The 17,878-nt window shown below is 71.2% G+C and carries 14 protein-coding genes, 2 tRNA genes and 1 riboswitch; of the genes, 10 read left to right on the top strand and 6 right to left on the bottom strand.

Features of this window, described 5'->3' with window-relative positions; translation table 11 throughout:
• The first annotated feature begins 199 nt into the window (after positions 1-199).
• The 5 genes from AC2XR2_RS21585 to AC2XR2_RS21565 all read left to right on the top strand — a co-directional run bounded on the left by AC2XR2_RS21585 (position 200) and on the right by AC2XR2_RS21565 (position 8,121).
• Entirely contained in the window at positions 200-2,287 is a 2,088-nt protein-coding gene (locus AC2XR2_RS21585) for a DEAD/DEAH box helicase (protein ID WP_491516031.1), read from the top strand.
• A 181-nt stretch (positions 2,288-2,468) separates the two neighbouring features.
• Positions 2,469-4,586, top strand: a complete 2,118-nt coding sequence (locus AC2XR2_RS21580; RefSeq protein WP_449352631.1) for an FG-GAP repeat domain-containing protein — start codon at positions 2,469-2,471, stop codon at positions 4,584-4,586.
• Positions 4,587-4,649: 63 nt separating this feature from the next.
• Entirely contained in the window at positions 4,650-6,209 is a 1,560-nt protein-coding gene (locus AC2XR2_RS21575) for an amino acid permease (protein WP_491516030.1), read from the top strand.
• Positions 6,210-6,307: 98 nt separating this feature from the next.
• Positions 6,308-6,380, top strand: a tRNA-Lys gene (locus AC2XR2_RS21570).
• Between the two features lie 169 nt (positions 6,381-6,549).
• The gene (locus AC2XR2_RS21565; RefSeq protein ID WP_491516029.1) at positions 6,550-8,121 is read left to right on the top strand and encodes a hypothetical protein; all 1,572 of its coding nucleotides are present in this window, start codon (positions 6,550-6,552) and stop codon (positions 8,119-8,121) included.
• A 16-nt stretch (positions 8,122-8,137) separates the two neighbouring features.
• On the opposite strand, the gene AC2XR2_RS21560 is transcribed toward AC2XR2_RS21565, so the two are convergent.
• The gene (locus AC2XR2_RS21560) at positions 8,138-9,265 is read right to left on the bottom strand and encodes a dihydrofolate reductase family protein (protein ID WP_491516028.1); all 1,128 of its coding nucleotides are present in this window, start codon (positions 9,263-9,265) and stop codon (positions 8,138-8,140) included.
• A gap of 85 nt (positions 9,266-9,350) precedes the next feature.
• Between AC2XR2_RS21560 and AC2XR2_RS21555 the strand changes: the two genes are divergently transcribed.
• Both AC2XR2_RS21555 and AC2XR2_RS21550 read left to right on the top strand, forming a co-directional pair.
• Entirely contained in the window at positions 9,351-9,875 is a 525-nt protein-coding gene (locus AC2XR2_RS21555) for a MarR family winged helix-turn-helix transcriptional regulator (RefSeq protein ID WP_330265919.1), read from the top strand.
• Between the two features lie 126 nt (positions 9,876-10,001).
• Positions 10,002-10,643: a GTP cyclohydrolase II gene (locus AC2XR2_RS21550; RefSeq protein WP_330265920.1), complete on the top strand. Its 642-nt coding sequence runs from the start codon at positions 10,002-10,004 to the stop codon at positions 10,641-10,643.
• A 3-nt stretch (positions 10,644-10,646) separates the two neighbouring features.
• On the opposite strand, the gene AC2XR2_RS21545 is transcribed toward AC2XR2_RS21550, so the two are convergent.
• The 4 genes from AC2XR2_RS21545 to AC2XR2_RS21530 all read right to left on the bottom strand — a co-directional run bounded on the left by AC2XR2_RS21545 (position 10,647) and on the right by AC2XR2_RS21530 (position 13,542).
• Positions 10,647-11,297 carry a response regulator gene (locus tag AC2XR2_RS21545; protein ID WP_491516027.1) on the bottom strand — a complete coding sequence of 217 codons (651 nt, stop codon included), beginning with the start codon at positions 11,295-11,297 and terminating at the stop codon, positions 10,647-10,649.
• On the bottom strand, positions 11,285-12,436 hold the full coding sequence (locus AC2XR2_RS21540; RefSeq protein ID WP_491516026.1) for a sensor histidine kinase: 1,152 nt from the start codon (positions 12,434-12,436) through the stop codon (positions 11,285-11,287). Before AC2XR2_RS21540 ends, AC2XR2_RS21545 begins: the two co-directional genes overlap by 13 nt.
• A gap of 61 nt (positions 12,437-12,497) precedes the next feature.
• Complete coding sequence (locus AC2XR2_RS21535; RefSeq protein ID WP_491516025.1) at positions 12,498-13,247, bottom strand: class II glutamine amidotransferase; 750 nt, start codon at positions 13,245-13,247, stop codon at positions 12,498-12,500.
• 43 nt (positions 13,248-13,290) lie between these two features.
• Positions 13,291-13,542, bottom strand: coding sequence for a hypothetical protein (locus tag AC2XR2_RS21530; RefSeq protein ID WP_491516024.1), 252 nt, complete (start codon positions 13,540-13,542; stop codon positions 13,291-13,293).
• A gap of 156 nt (positions 13,543-13,698) precedes the next feature.
• Between AC2XR2_RS21530 and AC2XR2_RS21525 the strand changes: the two genes are divergently transcribed.
• From AC2XR2_RS21525 to AC2XR2_RS21515, 3 genes are all read left to right on the top strand, one after another.
• Positions 13,699-13,772: transfer RNA gene (locus AC2XR2_RS21525), tRNA-Met, on the top strand.
• A gap of 299 nt (positions 13,773-14,071) precedes the next feature.
• Positions 14,072-14,228, top strand: a riboswitch (cyclic di-AMP (ydaO/yuaA leader).
• Positions 14,229-14,239: 11 nt separating this feature from the next.
• On the top strand, positions 14,240-15,265 hold the full coding sequence (locus AC2XR2_RS21520; RefSeq protein WP_330265925.1) for a M23 family metallopeptidase: 1,026 nt from the start codon (positions 14,240-14,242) through the stop codon (positions 15,263-15,265).
• A 173-nt stretch (positions 15,266-15,438) separates the two neighbouring features.
• Positions 15,439-16,383 (top strand): aldo/keto reductase, encoded by a 945-nt coding sequence (locus AC2XR2_RS21515; RefSeq protein WP_491516023.1) that lies wholly within the window; start codon positions 15,439-15,441, stop codon positions 16,381-16,383.
• A 75-nt stretch (positions 16,384-16,458) separates the two neighbouring features.
• On the opposite strand, the gene AC2XR2_RS21510 is transcribed toward AC2XR2_RS21515, so the two are convergent.
• Complete coding sequence (locus AC2XR2_RS21510) at positions 16,459-17,835, bottom strand: PrsW family intramembrane metalloprotease (protein ID WP_491516022.1); 1,377 nt, start codon at positions 17,833-17,835, stop codon at positions 16,459-16,461.
• Between the last annotated feature and the right edge of the window lie 43 nt (positions 17,836-17,878).

Genomic DNA, 17,878 nt, shown 5'->3' with positions numbered 1-17,878 from the left:
GAGGAGTTCGGTTTGCCTTGGGGGGTGACGGGTGCGTATGGTTATAGATCGTTTGATCATTTGCCCGGCGCCAAGACAGAAGAGCGCCGTGTGGCGCGTTCTCTCCCTTGCCGTGGCTGACCGCATAGAGGCGGTCGTATTGCGAATCACGGAGTTGACGGGCGCGTGCCGACGAGACTCCGGAAGGTTTCGCATACGCATGTCCATTTCCAGTACTGATCACGTCGTCGTGCCCGAGAACGAGGGCACCGAAAGCGCCGTGGAAGCTCCCGAGGTCACCTTCGCGGACCTCGGTCTCCCCGAGGGCGTCGTGCGCAAGCTCGCGCAGAACGGCGTGACCACCCCCTTCCCGATCCAGGCCGCGACCATCCCGGACGCCCTGGCCGGCAAGGACATCCTCGGCCGTGGCCGCACCGGCTCCGGCAAGACCCTCTCCTTCGGTCTGCCGACCCTGGCGCGTCTCGCCGGCGGCCGCACCGAGAAGCACAAGCCGCGCGCCGTCATCCTCACCCCGACCCGTGAGCTCGCGATGCAGGTCGCGGACGCCCTCCAGCCCTACGGCGACGTCCTCGGCCTCAAGATGAAGGTCGTCTGCGGCGGTACGTCGATGGGCAACCAGATCTACGCCCTGGAGCGCGGCGTCGACATCCTCGTCGCCACCCCGGGCCGGCTGCGCGACATCATCAACCGCGGCGCCTGCTCCCTGGAGAACGTCGAGGTCGCCGTCCTCGACGAGGCCGACCAGATGTCCGACCTGGGCTTCCTGCCCGAGGTCACCGAGCTGCTCGACCAGGTCCCGGCCGGCGGCCAGCGGATGCTGTTCTCGGCCACGATGGAGAACGAGATCTCCACCCTGGTCAAGCGCTACCTGAGCAACCCGGTCACGCACGAGGTCGACAGCGCCCAGGGCAACGTCACGACCATGTCGCACCACATTCTGATCGTGAAGCCCAAGGACAAGGCGCCGGTTACCGCGGCCATCGCCTCCCGCAAGGGCCGCACCATCATCTTCGTCCGCACCCAGCTGGGCGCGGACCGCATCGCGGAGCAGCTGCGCGAGGCGGGCGTGAAGGCCGACGCGCTGCACGGCGGCATGACCCAGGGCGCGCGCACCCGCACGCTGGCCGACTTCAAGGACGGCTACGTCAACGCGCTCGTCGCGACCGACGTCGCCGCCCGCGGTATCCACGTCGACGGCATCGACCTGGTCCTGAACGTGGACCCGGCCGGCGACCACAAGGACTACCTGCACCGTGCGGGCCGTACCGCTCGCGCGGGCCGTACCGGCACGGTCGTCTCCCTCTCCCTCCCGCACCAGCGCCGGCAGATCTTCCGGCTGATGGAGGACGCGGGCGTCGACGCCGGGCGTCACATCATCAACTCCGGTACGGCCTTCGAGCCCGAGGTCGCCGAGATCACCGGCGCCCGTTCGATGACCGAGGTCCAGTCCGAGTCCGCGGCCAACGCGGCTCAGCAGGCCGAGCGCGAGGTCGCCCAGCTCACCAAGGAGCTGGAGCGGGCGCAGCGCCGCGCGACGGAGCTGCGCGAGGAGGCCGACCGCCTGGTCGCCCGCGCCGCCCGTGAGCGGGGCGAGGACCCGGAGACCGCGGTCGCCGCGGCCGCCGAGGCGGTCGTGACCCAGGAGGCGGAGGCCCGCGCCGAGGCCGTGGCCGACGAGCAGCCCGCCGAGCGTCCCGCGTACGAGCAGCCGCGTCAGCGCCGTGACGAGCGGGGCAACTACGAGCGTCGGGACGACCGTGGTGGTCGTTCGTTCGAGCGCCGTGACGACCGTGGTGGCTTCCGTCGCGACGACCGTCGGGACGGCGAGCGCGGCGGCTTCCGTCGCGACGACCGCGGTGGGCGTTCCTTCGAGCGTCGTGACGACCGTGGCGGCTTCAACCGCGACCGTCGGGACAACGACCGTGGTGGCTTCCGCCGTGACGACCGTCGCGACGACCGCGGTGGCCGTTCCTTCGAGCGCCGTGACGACCGTGGTGGCTTCCGCCGGGACAACGACCGTCGGGACAACGACCGTGGCGGTTTCCGCCGTGACAACGACCGTCCGGCCGGCCGTTCCTTCGAGCGCCGGGACGAGCGGGGCGGCCACCGTGGCAGCGACCGTCCGTTCAACCGTGACCGTCAGGGCGACCGCCCGGGCTTCCGCGCCGGCGGCCACGACCGCCCGAGCCACGAACGCCCCTACGGCCGCCGTGACGACCACCGCGGCACCGGCACCGGTTCCTTCGGCCGCCGTGACGACAAGCCGCGCTGGAAGCGCAACGGCTGACACCGCGTGAACTGAGAAGGGCCCGTACGACTTCGGTCGTACGGGCCCTTTTCGCATGCGCAATCGACTACCGGAGTCTGTGGGGCAGTTGTTAACATCCGGAGATCGCGCTGTGGAGTGTGGCCGAGGGGGAAACACGGCCTGCCACCGCGCCTTTTCTCACTTCCCTGGGGAGGGACCCTTGACCCGGCGTGCCCGGATCGCACTCACTCTTGCCTCGCTGGCCGCTCTGAGCGCCGGCACCCTGACGACCGCGGGCCCGGCCGCCGCGGACACCACCCCGACGCCGATCGCCACGGACGGCGTGTGGGGCATCGACTACGCGGCCGGTTATCTGACCAGCGTCGAGTACCGGCCGAACGGCGAGCAGTACGTCGTCGGCCGGCAGCTCTCGCCGGACGGCTCCACGGTGCTGGCGCAGGAAACCCGCGGGTTCGCGGGCATCTTCGCGGACGGCACCCACCTCCAGCGGGTGGCGTGCGACGCGGGTGACTGCGTGCCGCTGCGGTCGACCGGTACGCAGAGCGTCGGCTACTTCCAGGTCGACGAGTACGGGAAGGAGCGCGCCCAGATCTGGGGAACTCCGACCAGCTACCACGGAACGGAACCCGCCGTCACCGGCGGCCGGTTCGTGGACGCCACCGGCCGCTACTTCGTCTACGACGCGGCCTCCACCGGCAAGCAGTACGTCGACGCCGTGAACGAGTACCGCGACGAGGACGTCCGCCTGACCCGCTCGGTCACCGCCGCCTCCGTGTGGGGCTCGGCGCTGTGGACGCCGGGCGCCGGCAACGGCGTCGTCACCCAGTACGACCTGGAGGGGAAGAAGACGGTCGCGACCGTCTCCACCGGAGCCCCCTGCACGGTCAAGGAGCTCCAGGTCATCGGCCGCTGGATCTACTGGAACTGCGGGCCGACGGGCGCGGCGGGCGTGTACGACCGTACGGCGAAGAAGAACATCACGGTGCCCTCGGGCCCCGCGCTCGTCGGCGACGGCTACCTCGTCCGGCACGACCGGAGCGCCGGCAGGCTGATGCTGACGGACTACCACTCCGGTACGGCCGCCGCCGCGCGCGCGATCGCCGACCTGCCGGCCGGGAACACCGCCGACCAGCGGCGCCTGACCTGGTCGGTGGACAAGTTCGGCGGCGGTATCGCCTACGTCGACGCCGACCACACCATCCGGACCGTGCCGAGCGGGGTGCCCGCCCAGTCGCTCGGGAAGATCGAGTCCGACCTGGACAACCCCTACTTCGACGCCTCGGGCCGCAACGGCGGCAACATGGCCTGGATGAGCACCTGGCAGCTCAACAAGCCCGCGGACTGGACCTTCACGGTGAAGGACGCCCAGGGCCGCACCGACCGCACCCTCAAGGGCAGCGGTACGGCGATCGACCTGGAGTGGGACGGCAGGACGGAGTCGGGGGCCTACGCGTACAACGGCCAGAAGAGCTGGACGCTGACCGCGAAGGCGGCGGACGGCGTGGGCACGTACACCACCAGCGGCAAGTTCGCGCTGACCGGCGGCCGTCAGGGCCACCACGACCAGGGCGGGTACGCCTACGGCGAGCTGGTCACCGTCAACTCCTCGGGCACGCTGAGCCTCCAGTACACCAACGGCGGCGGCAAGTTCGACTGGAAGCAGAACGGCTCGGGCTGGCCGGCCGGGACCGTCGCCGTGCCCTTCGGCGACATGGGCAAGGACCGCTGCGCCGAGATGCTGGTCCGGATGCCGAACGGCGAGCTGCGCCGCTACGCGGGCAAGTGCGGGGAGGCGTCGTACGCCCCGGCGAGCAGCCACACCTCGCTCGGCACGGGCTGGAACGCGTACAACGTGCTGACCGCTCCCGGTGACCTGACCGGCGACGGCCGGGTCGACCTGCTGGCCCGCAAGGCCTCCACCGGTGACGTCTACCTGTTCGCCAACGACGGTGCGAGCAGGCTCAAGCCGGGCGTGAAGATCCGCAGCTGGGGGACGTACAAGAAGATCGTCGGCGCCGGTGACCTCAACGGCGACGGCTTCGGGGACGTTCTGGTGCAGGACCGGGCGGGGACGCTGTGGCGCTACGACGGCACCGGCGCCGGGCAGGTCAAGGAGCGCGTGAAGGTCTTCTCGAACTGGGGGACCTCCTACAACGTGGTCGTCGGCGTCGGGGACATCACCGGTGACGGCAGGAACGACCTCGTCTCCCGGGACACCGCCGGCAACCTGTACCGCAACAACGGCAACGGCAAGGGGTCGTTCGGGGGCCGTACGAAGATCGCGAGCGGCTGGCAGGGCTACAAGGGCCTCTTCTAGAGGGGCACTTCTCAGCCAAGTTGTGACGTGTGTCACGCCCCCAGTATGGGAATCGCTGGGGGCATGACAGATGACGCCATAGCGAGCGGGCAGAAGGGCCCTTCCGACTCGGGCCTCTCCGACGAAGAACGGCTTGCCCAGCTCGGCTACACGCAGGTCCTCGCCCGCCGCATGTCGGCGTTCTCCAACTACGCGGTCTCCTTCACCATCATCTCGGTGCTGTCGGGCTGTCTGACGCTGTACCTGTTCGGCATGAACACGGGCGGCCCGGCCGTGATCACCTGGGGCTGGGTCGCCGTCGGCCTGATGACCCTGTTCGTCGGGCTGTCGATGGCCGAGATCTGTTCGGCCTACCCGACCTCGGCGGGCCTCTATTTCTGGGCGCACAAGCTCGCCCCCGCGCGGACCGCGGCCGCCTGGGCGTGGTTCACGGGCTGGTTCAACGTGCTCGGCCAGGTCGCGGTGACCGCGGGCATCGACTTCGGCGCCGCGTCCTTCCTCGGGGCGTACCTGAACCTCCAGTTCGACTTCAAGGTGACGCCCGGCCGCACGATCCTCCTCTTCGCCGCGATCCTGCTCCTGCACGGGCTGCTCAACACCTTCGGCGTGCGGATCGTGGCGCTGCTGAACAGCGTGAGCGTGTGGTGGCACGTGATCGGTGTGGCGGTCATCGTCGGCGCCCTCACCTTCGCCCCCGACAAGCACCAGTCGGCGTCCTTCGTGTTCGGCGAGTTCGTGAACAACACGGGCTGGGGCAGCGGCGTCTACGTCGTCCTGATCGGCCTCCTGATGGCCCAGTACACCTTCACCGGCTACGACGCCTCGGCCCACATGACCGAGGAGACCCACGACGCGTCGACGGCCGGCCCGAAGGGCATCGTCCAGTCCATCTGGACCTCCTGGATCGCCGGCTTCGTCCTGCTCCTCGGCTTCACCTTCGCCATCCAGTCCTACGACGGAGCCCTCGACTCCCCGACGGGCGCGCCCCCGGCCCAGATCCTCCTCGACGCACTCGGCGCCACGGCCGGCAAGCTCCTGCTCCTGGTCGTGATCGGCGCCCAGCTGTTCTGCGGGATGGCGTCCGTGACCGCCAACAGCCGCATGATCTACGCCTTCTCGCGCGACGGCGCGCTGCCGTTCTCGCACGTCTGGCACACGGTGAGCCCCCGCACCAGAACTCCCGTTGCGGCGGTGTGGCTGGCCGCGGGCGGCGCCCTGGTCCTGGGCCTGCCGTACCTGATCAATGTGACGGCGTACGCGGCGGTGACGTCCATCGCCGTGATCGGCCTCTACATCGCCTACGTCATCCCGACCCTGCTGCGGCTGCGCAAAGGCGAGGACTTCGACCGGGGGCCGTGGCACCTGGGCCGCTGGTCGCGGGCGATCGGGGTGGTGTCGGTGACGTGGGTCGTCGTCATCACGGTCCTCTTCATGCTCCCGCAGGTCTCCCCGGTCACCTGGGAGACCTTCAACTACGCCCCGGTCGCCGTCCTGGTCGTCCTCGGCTTCGCCTGGACCTGGTGGGCGGCCTCGGCCCGGCACTGGTTCCTGAACCCCGAGCACGAACGCACGAAGGCCCGCGAGGCGGCCCGCGCGAACGCCCCCGAACCGGTCGATCCCTGATCTTTCACCCACCCCCGCCCACCTGACACGGCCGTGTCCCCGATACCCGATCGGAGACACGGCCACGTCCGGCTATGCTCGTGGGGGCAACATCGCCTGGGCCCTTAGCTCAATTGGCAGAGCAGTGGACTTTTAATCCATTGGTTGTGGGTTCGAGTCCCACAGGGCCTACCGGTGGCAGGTGGCGCCCGGGTCGGCTTCGGTCGGGTCGGGTGCCGCTTCGTTTTCCGGGGCCCCTTCTTTGTCACAGCTTGATCAGACGTAGCTCCCCGCTTTGATCCACCGTGCCCTCGGCGTGCCTAGGCTTGGCCGCCTTCAGGGGTGTGAGGGGGAGTTGACGATGGTGCGTCCAAGATCGTTCGCTTTTGTCGGGGTGGCCGCGGTGGTGCCGCTGCTCGTGTCGGCCGTCTCCGCGCAGGCGGCCTCGGGGGCGCTCACGGTGACCACGCTCGGGCGGCACGGGGCCAAGGTCGCGTCGACGGTCACCGTCGTCGCCGTGCCGTCGGGGCGGACGTACAGCGTCGCCTCGGGCAAGCGGATCGGCCTGCCCTCGGGGCGGTACATCGCGATGACCGACATCTTCGAGAGCGCCACGGACGGCCCGGGCGACGACACCGTCGGCGCGCAGGTCGTGCAGGTGTCGGGCAGTACCTCGGTGACGCTGGACGCGCGCAAGGGCAAGGCCGTCAAGGTCTCGCTGGACACGCCCGCCGACGTGACCGGCCCGCCGTGGATCAGTGCGCAGGTGTGCGCCGGCACGGTGAGTGACATGCCGTCAGCCTTCGGCCGGGGCGGCGGGAACTACCAGGGCTCCCTCTACGCCATCCCGAACTCCTCCAAGCTGCTCCAGTTCGGGTACCTGGCGCAGTGGACGGGCAAGGACAGCTATGTCGCCGTGAAGAACACCACGGGCATCCCGGCCGCGCCCGGCGGGTCGTACAAGCGGGCGAACCTGGCCACGATGCGCTTCTCGGTGCGCGGCGGCACGCAGATGGCCCGGGAGAACGACACCGCGCTCCAGGCGGCGCCGAGGACCCACGACTGCACGACCGACATGCTGACCGAGGTACGCGACGACAGCGCCCCGTACAGCGCCACCGTCCATGTGACGCCCGGGACCTGGCAGCCCCGCGACGACATCTTCGCGGCCAACGGCGACGACATCGGCGGTGGTTTCCCGTCGACCAGGACGCTGAAGGCGGGGCAGAGCTTCACCCAGTCGTTCGGCCGGGCCGCGTGGAGTCCGATGCACTACCTGCCGACGGTCACGCGCAGGTCCGTCGCCTTCGACCCGGACGCCCTGATCGGCGACCCCGACGTCGGGGTGAACGGCGCCGACCCGACCAAGGAGACGGTGGTCCTCGCCAAGGGGAGCACCACCGTCAAGAAGCAGACCCTGACCAACTGGGGTACGAGCGACGCCGAGTTCGCCGCGGGGATCCGCTCGGCCGGCTGGTACGACCTGACCGTCGACGCCCACCGCTACCGCCCCGGCATCACCTTTCCGGCGGGCATGCTGTCGTCGCGCGTCACCCTCGACTGGCACTTCAAGGCGGATCCGGCCAGGTCGATGGTCGCGCCGGTCTTCATGACCCGCTTCCTGCCCACCGGGCTCAACAGCCACAACCAGGCCGCGCCGAGCAGCACCACGACGGTCGACGTGAGCGCCGGGCGCGGCTCCCAGGGCCCCGACCTGGCGTTCACCAAGGTGACCGCCAAGTCCGTCAAGGTGTGGTCGTCCGCCGACGGCGGCAAGACCTGGAAGGCGGCGACCGTCAGGCACTCCGGCTCGACCTGGCAGGCATCCGTCCACAACCCGGGCTCCGGGGCGGTCGCCCTGCGCTCGGAGGTGACCGACGCGGCCGGTGACCGCTCGGTGGAGACGGTCTACCGGGCCTACGCCATCGGCTGAGGCTCCGGGACCGGGGTCACAGCAGGTGGCCGTTGGGGGCCTTCGCGCGGTCCGCGAACTCGTCCAGCACCACCACGTCCACGCCCGCCGCCGTCAGCGTCCCCGTCCCGTCCGCCGCCTCGACGAACGTGTCCGGCTCCCGCCACGCCGTCACCACCCGCCGTACCCCCGCGTCCAGGATCAGCCGGGCGCAGGGGGCCGGGCGGGACGCCCGGTGGGTGCAGGGTTCCAGGCTCGTGTAGACCGTGGCGGACGGCAGCCGCGGGTCGTCCGGGGCGATCTTCGCCAGGGCCGCCTCCTCGGCGTGGACGACCGGGTCGCCGGACTCCCGGGAGTGGCCGCGGGCCAGCTCCGTGCCGTCGGCGGCCACCACCACCGCCCCCACGCTGAACGCGGTTGCGGAGGGCGGGCACTGGGCGGCGAGTTCGCAGGCCAGCGCGAGCCAGTGGTGGTCCGCTGCGGCGGGGGTCAGGCCGGTGCCCGGTGCCGTGGGTTCGTAGCGCATGAGGACCACGTCCTCGATACGGCGGGTCTCCACCAGCCGCAGCCGGCCGGACTGGTAGCCGCCCGGGCCGAAGAGCCGCGGGGCGTGCGGGTCGCCGACGAACAGCGGGGCCAGCACGAGCTGCACCTCGTCCGCCAGCCCCTCCTGGAGGAGCTGGGTGTGGATGCGGCCGCCGCCCTCGACCATGAGCCGTTCGACGCCGTACACCGAGCGCAGGTGCTCCAGCAGGCGGCGCCAGTCCAGCGCGGGGCCCAGGGGGACCACGTCGGCCGCCAGACCCAGTTCGCCGGCCCGCTCGGCGCCCTTGTCCGTGGTGTAGACGACCTTCTCGCCGCCGGTGTGCCAGAAGTTCGCCGCCGGGTCCAGCTCGCCCGAACCGCTGACCGTGACCTTCAGGGGGTACGGCGGCTTCCCGGCGGCGACCCGGGCCGCGCGGCGTTCCCCGGAGTTGACCAGCAGCCGGGGGTTGTCGGCGCGGATCGTGCCCGCGCCGATCAGGATGGCGTCCACGGAGGCGCGGACCTCGTCGACGCGGTCGAAGTCGGCCGGGCTGGACAGCAGGAGCCGGTCGGGGCCGGTGTCGTCGAGGTAGCCGTCGAGGGAGACCGCGGCGGAGAGGAGGACGTAGGGATGGGGCATCTGTGCGGTCCCTCTCGAGAACGGGTGCGGGAGCTTCGGGGGCGGCGGGCTTGGTTCAAGTTTGAAGCAAACCTACACTGGTGGCATGACGACCCGCTGGCTCAGCCCCGACGAGCAGCGAGCCTGGCGTGCCTACATCGCCGCCTCGCTCCTCCTGGAGGACACCATCGACCGGCAGCTCCAGCAGGAGGCCGGCATGCCCCACCTGTACTACTCCATCCTGGCCAACCTCTCCGAGACCCCGGAGCGGCGGCTGCGGATGACCGATCTCGCCGAGGGGCTGAAGATCACCCGGCCCCGGCTGACGTACGCCGTCGCCCGGCTGGAGAAGGACGGGCTGGTGCGCCGCGAGAGCTGCCAGTGGGACAAGCGCGGCAGCATCGCGGTGCTGACCGACGAGGGCATGGCGGTGCTGGAGCGGGCCGCGCCCGGCCATGTGCGGACGGTCCGTGCCGCGCTCTTCGACCGGCTCACCCCGGAGCAGGTGGGGCAGCTGGAGGAGATCTTCACCAGCGTCACCGCGGGGCTCCAGGGGGAGGACGGCCCGGCCGAGGAGGTTCCGTGGCGGCGGCGGTCGTCCCCGTCCTGCTCGGGTGAGGGCCGGGTGTGAGGCGTACGGCCGGGTGTGACGCGTGCCATAAATGCGTTGCTTCAAATTTAAAGCATGAGGTAGGGTCTCGATCAGTAGATCTGCTTCAAATCTGAAGCAGGTATGCCTACGGACCGGAGTACCCGCATGACCGACCTGCCCGCCGCCACCCAGCGCTCCCGCGTCCGCGTCCCGCTGCGCTTCGGGGACGGCTACCGCGCGGACGCCGAACTCGTCACCTTCCACGGCCTGGCCGACGGGCAGGAGCACCTCGCCGTCGTCCTCGGCGACCCGGCCGCCACCGGCACCCCGCTGGTGCGCCTGCACTCCGAGTGCCTCACCGGAGACGTCTTCGGCTCCGCCCGCTGCGACTGCGGGCCCCAGCTGCGCGAGGCGGTCGAGCGCATAGCCGACCGTGGCGGCGTCCTGCTCTACCTCCGTCAGGAGGGCCGCGGCATCGGCCTCTACAACAAGCTCGACGCGTACGCCCTCCAGGACCAGGGCCTCGACACCTACGCCGCGAACACCGCGCTGGGCCTGCCGGAGGACGCCCGTGACTACACGGCGGCCGCGCAGATGCTGACCGCCCTCGGGATCGGCGAGATCGACCTGCTCTCCAACAACCCCGACAAGGCGGGCCAGTTGCGCGACCTGGGCATCGACGTCCACGACCGCGTCCCCACCGGGGTGTTCACCACCGACCACAACGTCCGCTACCTGCGCGCGAAGGTCCTCCAGACCCAGCACACGCTGCCGCTCGGCGAGCTGACCGAACTCGGCGTCGGCTGAACGTCACTTGGGGGTGTGCGCCAGATAGGCCAGCACCGCCAGCACCCGCCGGTGGCCGCTGTCGCTCGGCGGCAGGCCCAGCTTGAGGAAGACGTTGCCGATGTGCTTGCTGACCGCGCGCTCGGTGACGACGAGGGTCTTGGCGATGGTGGTGTTGTCGTGCCCCTCCGCCATCAGCTTCAGCACCTCGCGCTCACGCGGGGTGAGGGAGTCGAGCGGGGTGTCGCGGCGCCGGGTGAGGAGCTCGGTGACGACCTCGGGGTCGAGCGCGGTGCCGCCGGCCACCACCCGCTCCAGCGCGTCCAGGAACTCGTCGACCCGGCCGACCCGGTCCTTGAGCAGATAGCCGACCCCGCTGGTGCCGCCGGCCAGCAGCTCGGCGGCGTACGACTCCTCGACGTACTGCGAGAGCACCAGGACCGGCAGCCCGGGGATCCGCTCGCGTGCCTCCAGGGCGGCCCTGAGGCCCTCGTCGCGGAAGCCCGGCGGCATCCGCACGTCCAGCACCGCCACGTCCGGGCGGTGTTCGAGCAGGGCGGGCAGGATCTCGGGGCCGGTGCCGACCACGGCCACCACCTCGTGCCCGGAGGACGTCAGCAGGAGGACGAGTCCCTCTCTCAGCAGGGCGTTGTCCTCGGCGATCACCACACGCACGGCAGCTCCACATCGATCACGGTCGGGCCCCCGGCGGGGCTGGACACCTCGAACATCCCGTCGAGCGCGGCGACCCTGCGCCGCATCCCGAGCAGCCCCGAGCCGGCGGACTCGTCGGCGCCGCCCCGGCCCTCGTCCCGCACCCGCACGGTCAGTCCGCGCCGGGTGCGGGCGAGCCGGACCTCGGCCCGGTCGCTCCCGCTGTACTTGGCGACGTTGGTGAGCGACTCGGCGACCACGAAGTAGGCCGCCGCCTCCACCGCGGCGGGCGCCCTGGCGCCCTCGTCCAGACCGCCGTCGTCCACGGTCACCGCCAGCCCGCTGCTCGCCGCGAGCGCCCGCACCGCGCCGGTCAGGCCCCGGTCGGTGAGGATCGGCGGGTGGATGCCGCGCACCACGTGCCGCAGCTCGGTCAGCGCCTGCTCGGCCTGCGCCTGGGCGTCGTCCAGCAGCTTGCGGGCGGCCTCCGGATCACGGTCGTAGGCCCGCTTGGCCAGGCCGATCCGCATCGACAGCGCCACCAGGTTGGCCTGGGCGCCGTCGTGCAGATCCCGTTCGATGCGGCGCAGTTCGGCCTCGTGGGCGGCGATCGCGTCGGCCCGGGTCTCCTTCAGCTCCTCGACCCGCCGGGCCAGCCGGGCCTTCGGGGAGGGCATGAGCAGCACGGTCGACCAGCGGGCCTCGAGGTCCGCGAGCTGCACGATCAGCGGCAGGACGACAGGGGTGCGGCGCAGCGCGCCGGCCCACGCCCCGTCGACCACCAGGGCCACCGGCCACAGCGGGAGGGCGAGGACGAGGAGGGCGCCGTAGAGGTAGTAGGCGAGCATCCAGCGCAGGTCCCTGAGCGTGCCGGGGTCCCGCACCGAGACACGCAGCCGCTCGCGCAGGGTGCCGGTGATCGGTGGGTACGCCTCGGGGATCTCGCGGCCCGTCCACAGCGCGGTCAGGTTCCGTTTGGCGCCCGCGATCCGCCGTATCAGCAGCACGGCCTCGGGCAGCAGCCAGCAGCCGACCACCGCGAGCGTGCCGACGGCGGTGATCAGCAGCACGGTGACGAAGAGGTACACCCCGAAGCACATCGCCGCGGCCACCACGAGGTGCACGGTCGCCATCGCCGCACGCCGGAACGCCTTCCACATGCCGCTCACGCTAGAGGATCCGCCCCGGCCGCACGGTGTAGCCCGCTACACCATCCGCCGGTCACCCGTGCACACGTACGCCCAGGTCGCCCCGCCGGACCTCCAGCACCCGCCGGTACGGCAGCACGCTCCACGCCCGGTCCGGCTGCGGCACCCCGCTCGACGCCACGACCACCCGCTCGCCGTCCGCCCGGTACCGCAGCCGGAAGAAGTCGGGCCCGCGCCGCCGGCTGACCTCGGACTCCGGGTCCTCGTCGGCGTACGCGTACAGCGCCTCCCGCGTCAGCAGCAGGCAGTTGAGGCTCGCGAAGGAGGTACGGGCGCGGATGTCCTCGGCGGCCTGCGCAAGCGCGTCGACCGGGCCCTTGTCCCGCAGCAGGGTCAGCACCCGCAGGAAGAACCGCTCGGAGTCGGTGCCCCCGCCGGCCCCGGACAGCAGGCCGGGGTCGATGAGCCCGTCGAGGGCGTCGTACGGCGAGAAGAAGCCGTTGTGCGCGAAGGCGAGGCCGCCGGCGGTGAACGGGTGGGTGTTGCCCGGCACGACGGGCAGCCCGGGGCTCGCCATCCGCAGATGCAGCACGGCGGCGTCGGCGGGCGTCCCGCCGAGGGCGTCGTCCCAGAGCCGGTCTCCCGCCGCCCGCGCGATCCCCTTGACCACCCGCGGACCGTCCCCGCCCCGCCCCGGCCAGGCGGCGATGCCCCACCCGTCAGCGTGCTCCCGGCTCAACTCCGTGAAGGGAGCGGCCAGTTCGCCCAGGGTGGTGGCAAGGGGGAGGGGTGCGCGGCTGACCACGCCGAGGAGACGGCACATGGGTTGACCGTACTGACCGTGCCGACGGCACCGGGCGGCGGTCCTACGAGGTCCGGTCCTCGCCGTGGTCGCGGACCCAGTTGCGGTGGGCGTTGGAGCCCTCGCGGCCGGGGGACAGCTTCAGCACGGCTCCGCCGTCGATCTGCTCCAGGCTCGTGATCACGTACGGCGAGCCCGTGTGCACCGCCAGCCGGATGGCGCCGTTGGAGAACTCCGTCACCCTCAGGGTCCGGCCCCCGGAGAGCGGGACGTCCCGCTTGTCGATCTCCACCGGACGCTCGTCGGCTGCCGTCATGGTCCCCTCCTGGTTCCTGTGAGCAAGGCCACGGTACGGCGTCCGGGCCCGGCGCGGGCCCGGCCTCGGAGGTCGCCGGCCACCCGCTGGGGAGGGGGTGCGCCGTAATGCGTGCGCGCGTCGCCTCGTGGATGACGTATGCTGGTGTCACACCGACGCGGGGTGGAGCAGCTCGGTAGCTCGCTGGGCTCATAACCCAGAGGTCGCAGGTTCAAATCCTGTCCCCGCTACTCAAGGCTCAGGGCCGGAATCCAGTTCATGGATTCCGGCCCTGAGTGTTTTCCCCGGCCAGGCGCCGCTCGTGACGTTGGGTGAGCGAGTGACTGCCCTCCGCATGACAACTGACATACCGTCAATACCTGTGTCCCGTCTGAGCCGTGGCCAACTCGCCCGTTTTTCACCGTTCATGGGCCGTAAGTCCAGCGGGATTTCGTTAATGATCAAGCGGAACAGCTTGGAATCGGGCCCCCGGGTCTATTAACGTTCGATAACGCAGCGCGGTCGTCCCAGCCGTCACAAGAGACGGCTCCGTGCTCACGCGCCGAATTCCGCAAGGGAACCGGGGAACCACTACTTGGGGTGAATCGCTCGTGGACCGCCGTGGCAGCACGGCGGGTATACGCGCGTAGGAGACCTTCCTGCTCCGAACCCGTCAGCTAACCCGGTAGGCGAGAAGGAAGGAAAGGAGCGCGCCCACGTGGCGTCCAACCCGCCTGCCCCCGAGGCCCCGTCCGTACCGCGCAGCACTCTCGTGTACGGCGGTTACCGCGCCGACGACGAGGCCCCGCTCGGCGAGTGGAACCCCACCGCGGACACCCTCGCCCCGGTCCGAGGCCGGCACCGCGTCGCCAAGCAGCGCGGCGGAGGCTTCGCCCGCAGCTCCACCGTCCTCGGCGTCGGTGTCATAGCCGCGGTCAGCGCCGGCGGGATGGCCAGCGCCAACACCGGCAAGCCGCCGGTCTCCATCTCGATGCCCGACCTGCCCAACGTCGGCTCGCTCATCTCGGACGACTCCGACTCCGGCGCGGACGACACGAGCGCCTTCAGCAGCGTCGGCACCACCACCGCCGACACCGCCCAGGGCACCTCGGACGCCGGTGAGGCGCTGCGCTCGCGCATCCTCGCCCAGGCCGAGCTCCAGCAGGACCAGCTTGACACCAAGGCCGCCCAGGCCGTCGCGGCCGCCGCCGAGAAGGAGGCCGACGAGGCCGCCGCCAAGGCGGAGAAGGACGCCCAGGAGAAGGCCGCCGCCGCGAAGAAGAAGGCGGAGGAGGAGGCCGCGAAGAAGGCCGAGGCCGCGCGCCTGGCCGAGCTCGCCAAGCAGTACACGCTGCCGACCTCGTCGTACACCATCACCTCGACCTTCGGTCAGGCCGGTTCGCTGTGGTCCTCCGGCTACCACACGGGCCTCGACTTCGCCGCGCCCACGGGCACCCTCATCAAGGCGATCCACAGCGGCACCATCACGGAGGCCGGCTGGGCCGGTTCCTACGGCTACCGCACGATCCTCACCCTCGACGACGGCACCGAGCTGTGGTTCTGCCACCAGTCCTCGATCAGCGTCAGCGTCGGGCAGAAGGTCGCCACCGGTGACGTCATCGGCCGCGTGGGCGCCACCGGCAACGTCACGGGCGCCCACCTGCACCTGGAGGTCCACCCGGGCGGCTCGGCCGACGGGATCGACCCGATGGCGTGGCTGCGGGGCAAGGGGCTCACCCCCTGAGCTTCCCTCACTGACCTCACTGCGGTTTCCGGCGGCCCTGACGACGTCCCCCCGACGTCAGGGCCGTCGGTGCGTGTGGGGGCGGAGTTTCGGAGGGGGTGATTCCGGTTGTTTACGAGGACTTTGCGGCCGCGGCGGAAGATCCCCGTCCGGCGCGGGTGTTGACGTATGGCATGACTTCCCTTCGCAAGCTCGGCTCCTCCGACCTCGAGGTCTTCCCGCTCTCCCTCGGCGGCAACGTCTTCGGCTGGACCGCCGACGAGGCCACGTCCTTCGCCGTCCTCGACGCCTACACCGCCGCGGGCGGCAACTTCGTCGACACGGCCGACTCGTACTCCGCGTGGGTCGACGGGAACTCCGGCGGCGAGTCCGAGACGATCATCGGCAAGTGGGTGGCGGCCCGCGGCAACCGCGACGACGTCGTCATCGCCACGAAGGTCAGCCAGCACCCCGACTTCCCGGGCCTTTCGGGGGCGAACATCAAGGCCGCCGCCGACGCGTCCCTCAAGCGCCTGGGCACCGACTACATAGACCTCTACTACACCCACTTCGACAAGACCGAGGTGCCGGTCGAGGAGATCATCGGCGCGCTGGACGAGCTGGTGAAGGCGGGCAAGGTGCGGGCGATCGCCGCGTCCAACATCTCCGCCGGGCGGCTCTCGGAGTCCCTCGCCTTCTCCGACCGCGAGGGCCTGGCGCGCTATGTCGCCCTCCAGCCCCACTACAACCTGGTCTCGCGCGACACGTACGAGGGCGAACTCCAGGCCGTCGCCGCCCGGGAGGGCCTCGCCGCCGTGCCGTACTACGCCCTCGCGTCCGGCTTCCTCACGGGCAAGTACCGCCCTGGTACGACGGTGGAGGGGGCGCGGGCCGCGGGAGCCGGCAAGCACCTCGACACCGACCGCGGCCGCAAGGTCCTCGCGGCCCTCGACGACATCGCCGAGGCCCACACGGTCCCGGTCGCCACGATCGCCCTCGCCTGGCTCGCGGCCCGGCCCACGGTCACGGCCCCCATCGCCTCCGCCCGCACGGTGGAACAGCTCCCGGCACTGCTGCGCGTGGCGGACGTGACGTTGACGGAGGAGGAAGTGAGCCGCCTGACGGAGGCGTCGGCGTAAGGGGACGGGCTCGCCCTCCGTCGGCCTTCCCTTTCCGCCACGGCGGTGACCGGCGGTGCCGAACCCTGCGCAGCCCTACGTCCGGTACGGGTTGTACGCGGGATACGGCACCGTCGGGTGGACCGGCTGGACCGGCTGGATGGGGAAGCCAGGATGGGCCGGCTGTGCAGGATGGGCCGGCTGGGGCGGATACCCGTACACCCCGTACACGCCGTACACCGGCCGAGGCGGCGCAGCCACCCGCGCCGCGTACTCCAGCGCCGGTCGCGCCACGTCCCGTCGCCGCCACAGCTCCTGGAGCAACTCCCGCTCCCGTACGACGAAGTCCGCGTTCGCCCGCCCGAGCCGCCCCCGCCGCCGCAGGAACGCGAGAGACGTGGCGTACGCCTCGTACTGCGCGACCGCCCGCCCCGCCGGCCGCCCGCCCAGCTGCCGCCGCGCGTACTCCCGCGCCACCCGCCGCGCCCGCATCGAGCCGAGCGCGTACGGCTCGGCCGGCGCCAGCCACCCGGCGACGGCGTACGCGGGCAGTTCCTCGCGCACGGTCTTCAGCTCCCGCTGCCGCGTCCAGATGACCAGCCAGGTCAGCAGCGCGAACGCCGGCACCATGAACATCGCGTAGACCGCGAAGAACCCGTACTCCCCGAACGTCGAGGAGCCGTTCCACATCGCGTGCATGCCCATCGCGAGCAGCAGCCCGGACAGCGGGACGAGCACCCGGCGGATGTGCTGGCGTTCCGACGAGAGCGCGGAGATGCCGAAGCCGATGCCGGTGAGGACGGTGAACAGGGGGTGCGCGAACGGTGACATCACGACCCGCACGAAGAAGGTCGCGGCGGTGACGGAGGCGATGCCGCGGTCACCGGTGAGCTGGTCGGTGCCGAAGGCGGTGCCGAGGTAGAGGATGTTCTCGGTGAACGCGAAGCCGGTCGCGGTGACCCCGGCTATCACCACCCCGTCGACGATCCCGGTGAAGTCCCGTCTGCGGAACAGGAACACGAGCAGAACCGCGGCCGCCTTGGCCGACTCCTCGACGATCGGCGCTATCACCGTCGCGCCGAGGGTGTCCGCGCTGGACGGATCCGCGGTCGCCGTCGCTATCCACTTCGTGGCGAAGCTGTTGGCGATGATCGCGATCAGCGCGGCCGCGCAGGCCCCCCAGGCGAAGGCGAACAGCAGATTGCGCCAGGGGCCCGGCTCGACCCGGTCGAGCCAGCGGAACGCGGCTATGAGCAGCGGTACGGGCAGGACCGCGAGCCCCAGCCCGACCAGGAACCCCTCGCTTCCGGTCTGTTGACGCACCAGCGCGAGGATGACGAGCCCGGACAGGGCGAGCAGGGTGATCAGGGCGCCGTACCGCACCCACTTCCGCTGCCACCAGTGCGCGTGCCGCAGCGCGGTGCCACCGGTGGGTTCACCGGGGTACGTCGGATACGGAGGAATGGTGGCCACAGCATCGACCTTAACGAGACGGAGGTGCCGCCCGCAGGCGGGC

It is taken from the genome of Streptomyces sp. LS-MS-L19, assembly GCF_058382285.1.
Note: the sequence above shows the minus strand (reverse complement) of the source record. Positions and strands in the feature narration are given on the sequence as shown.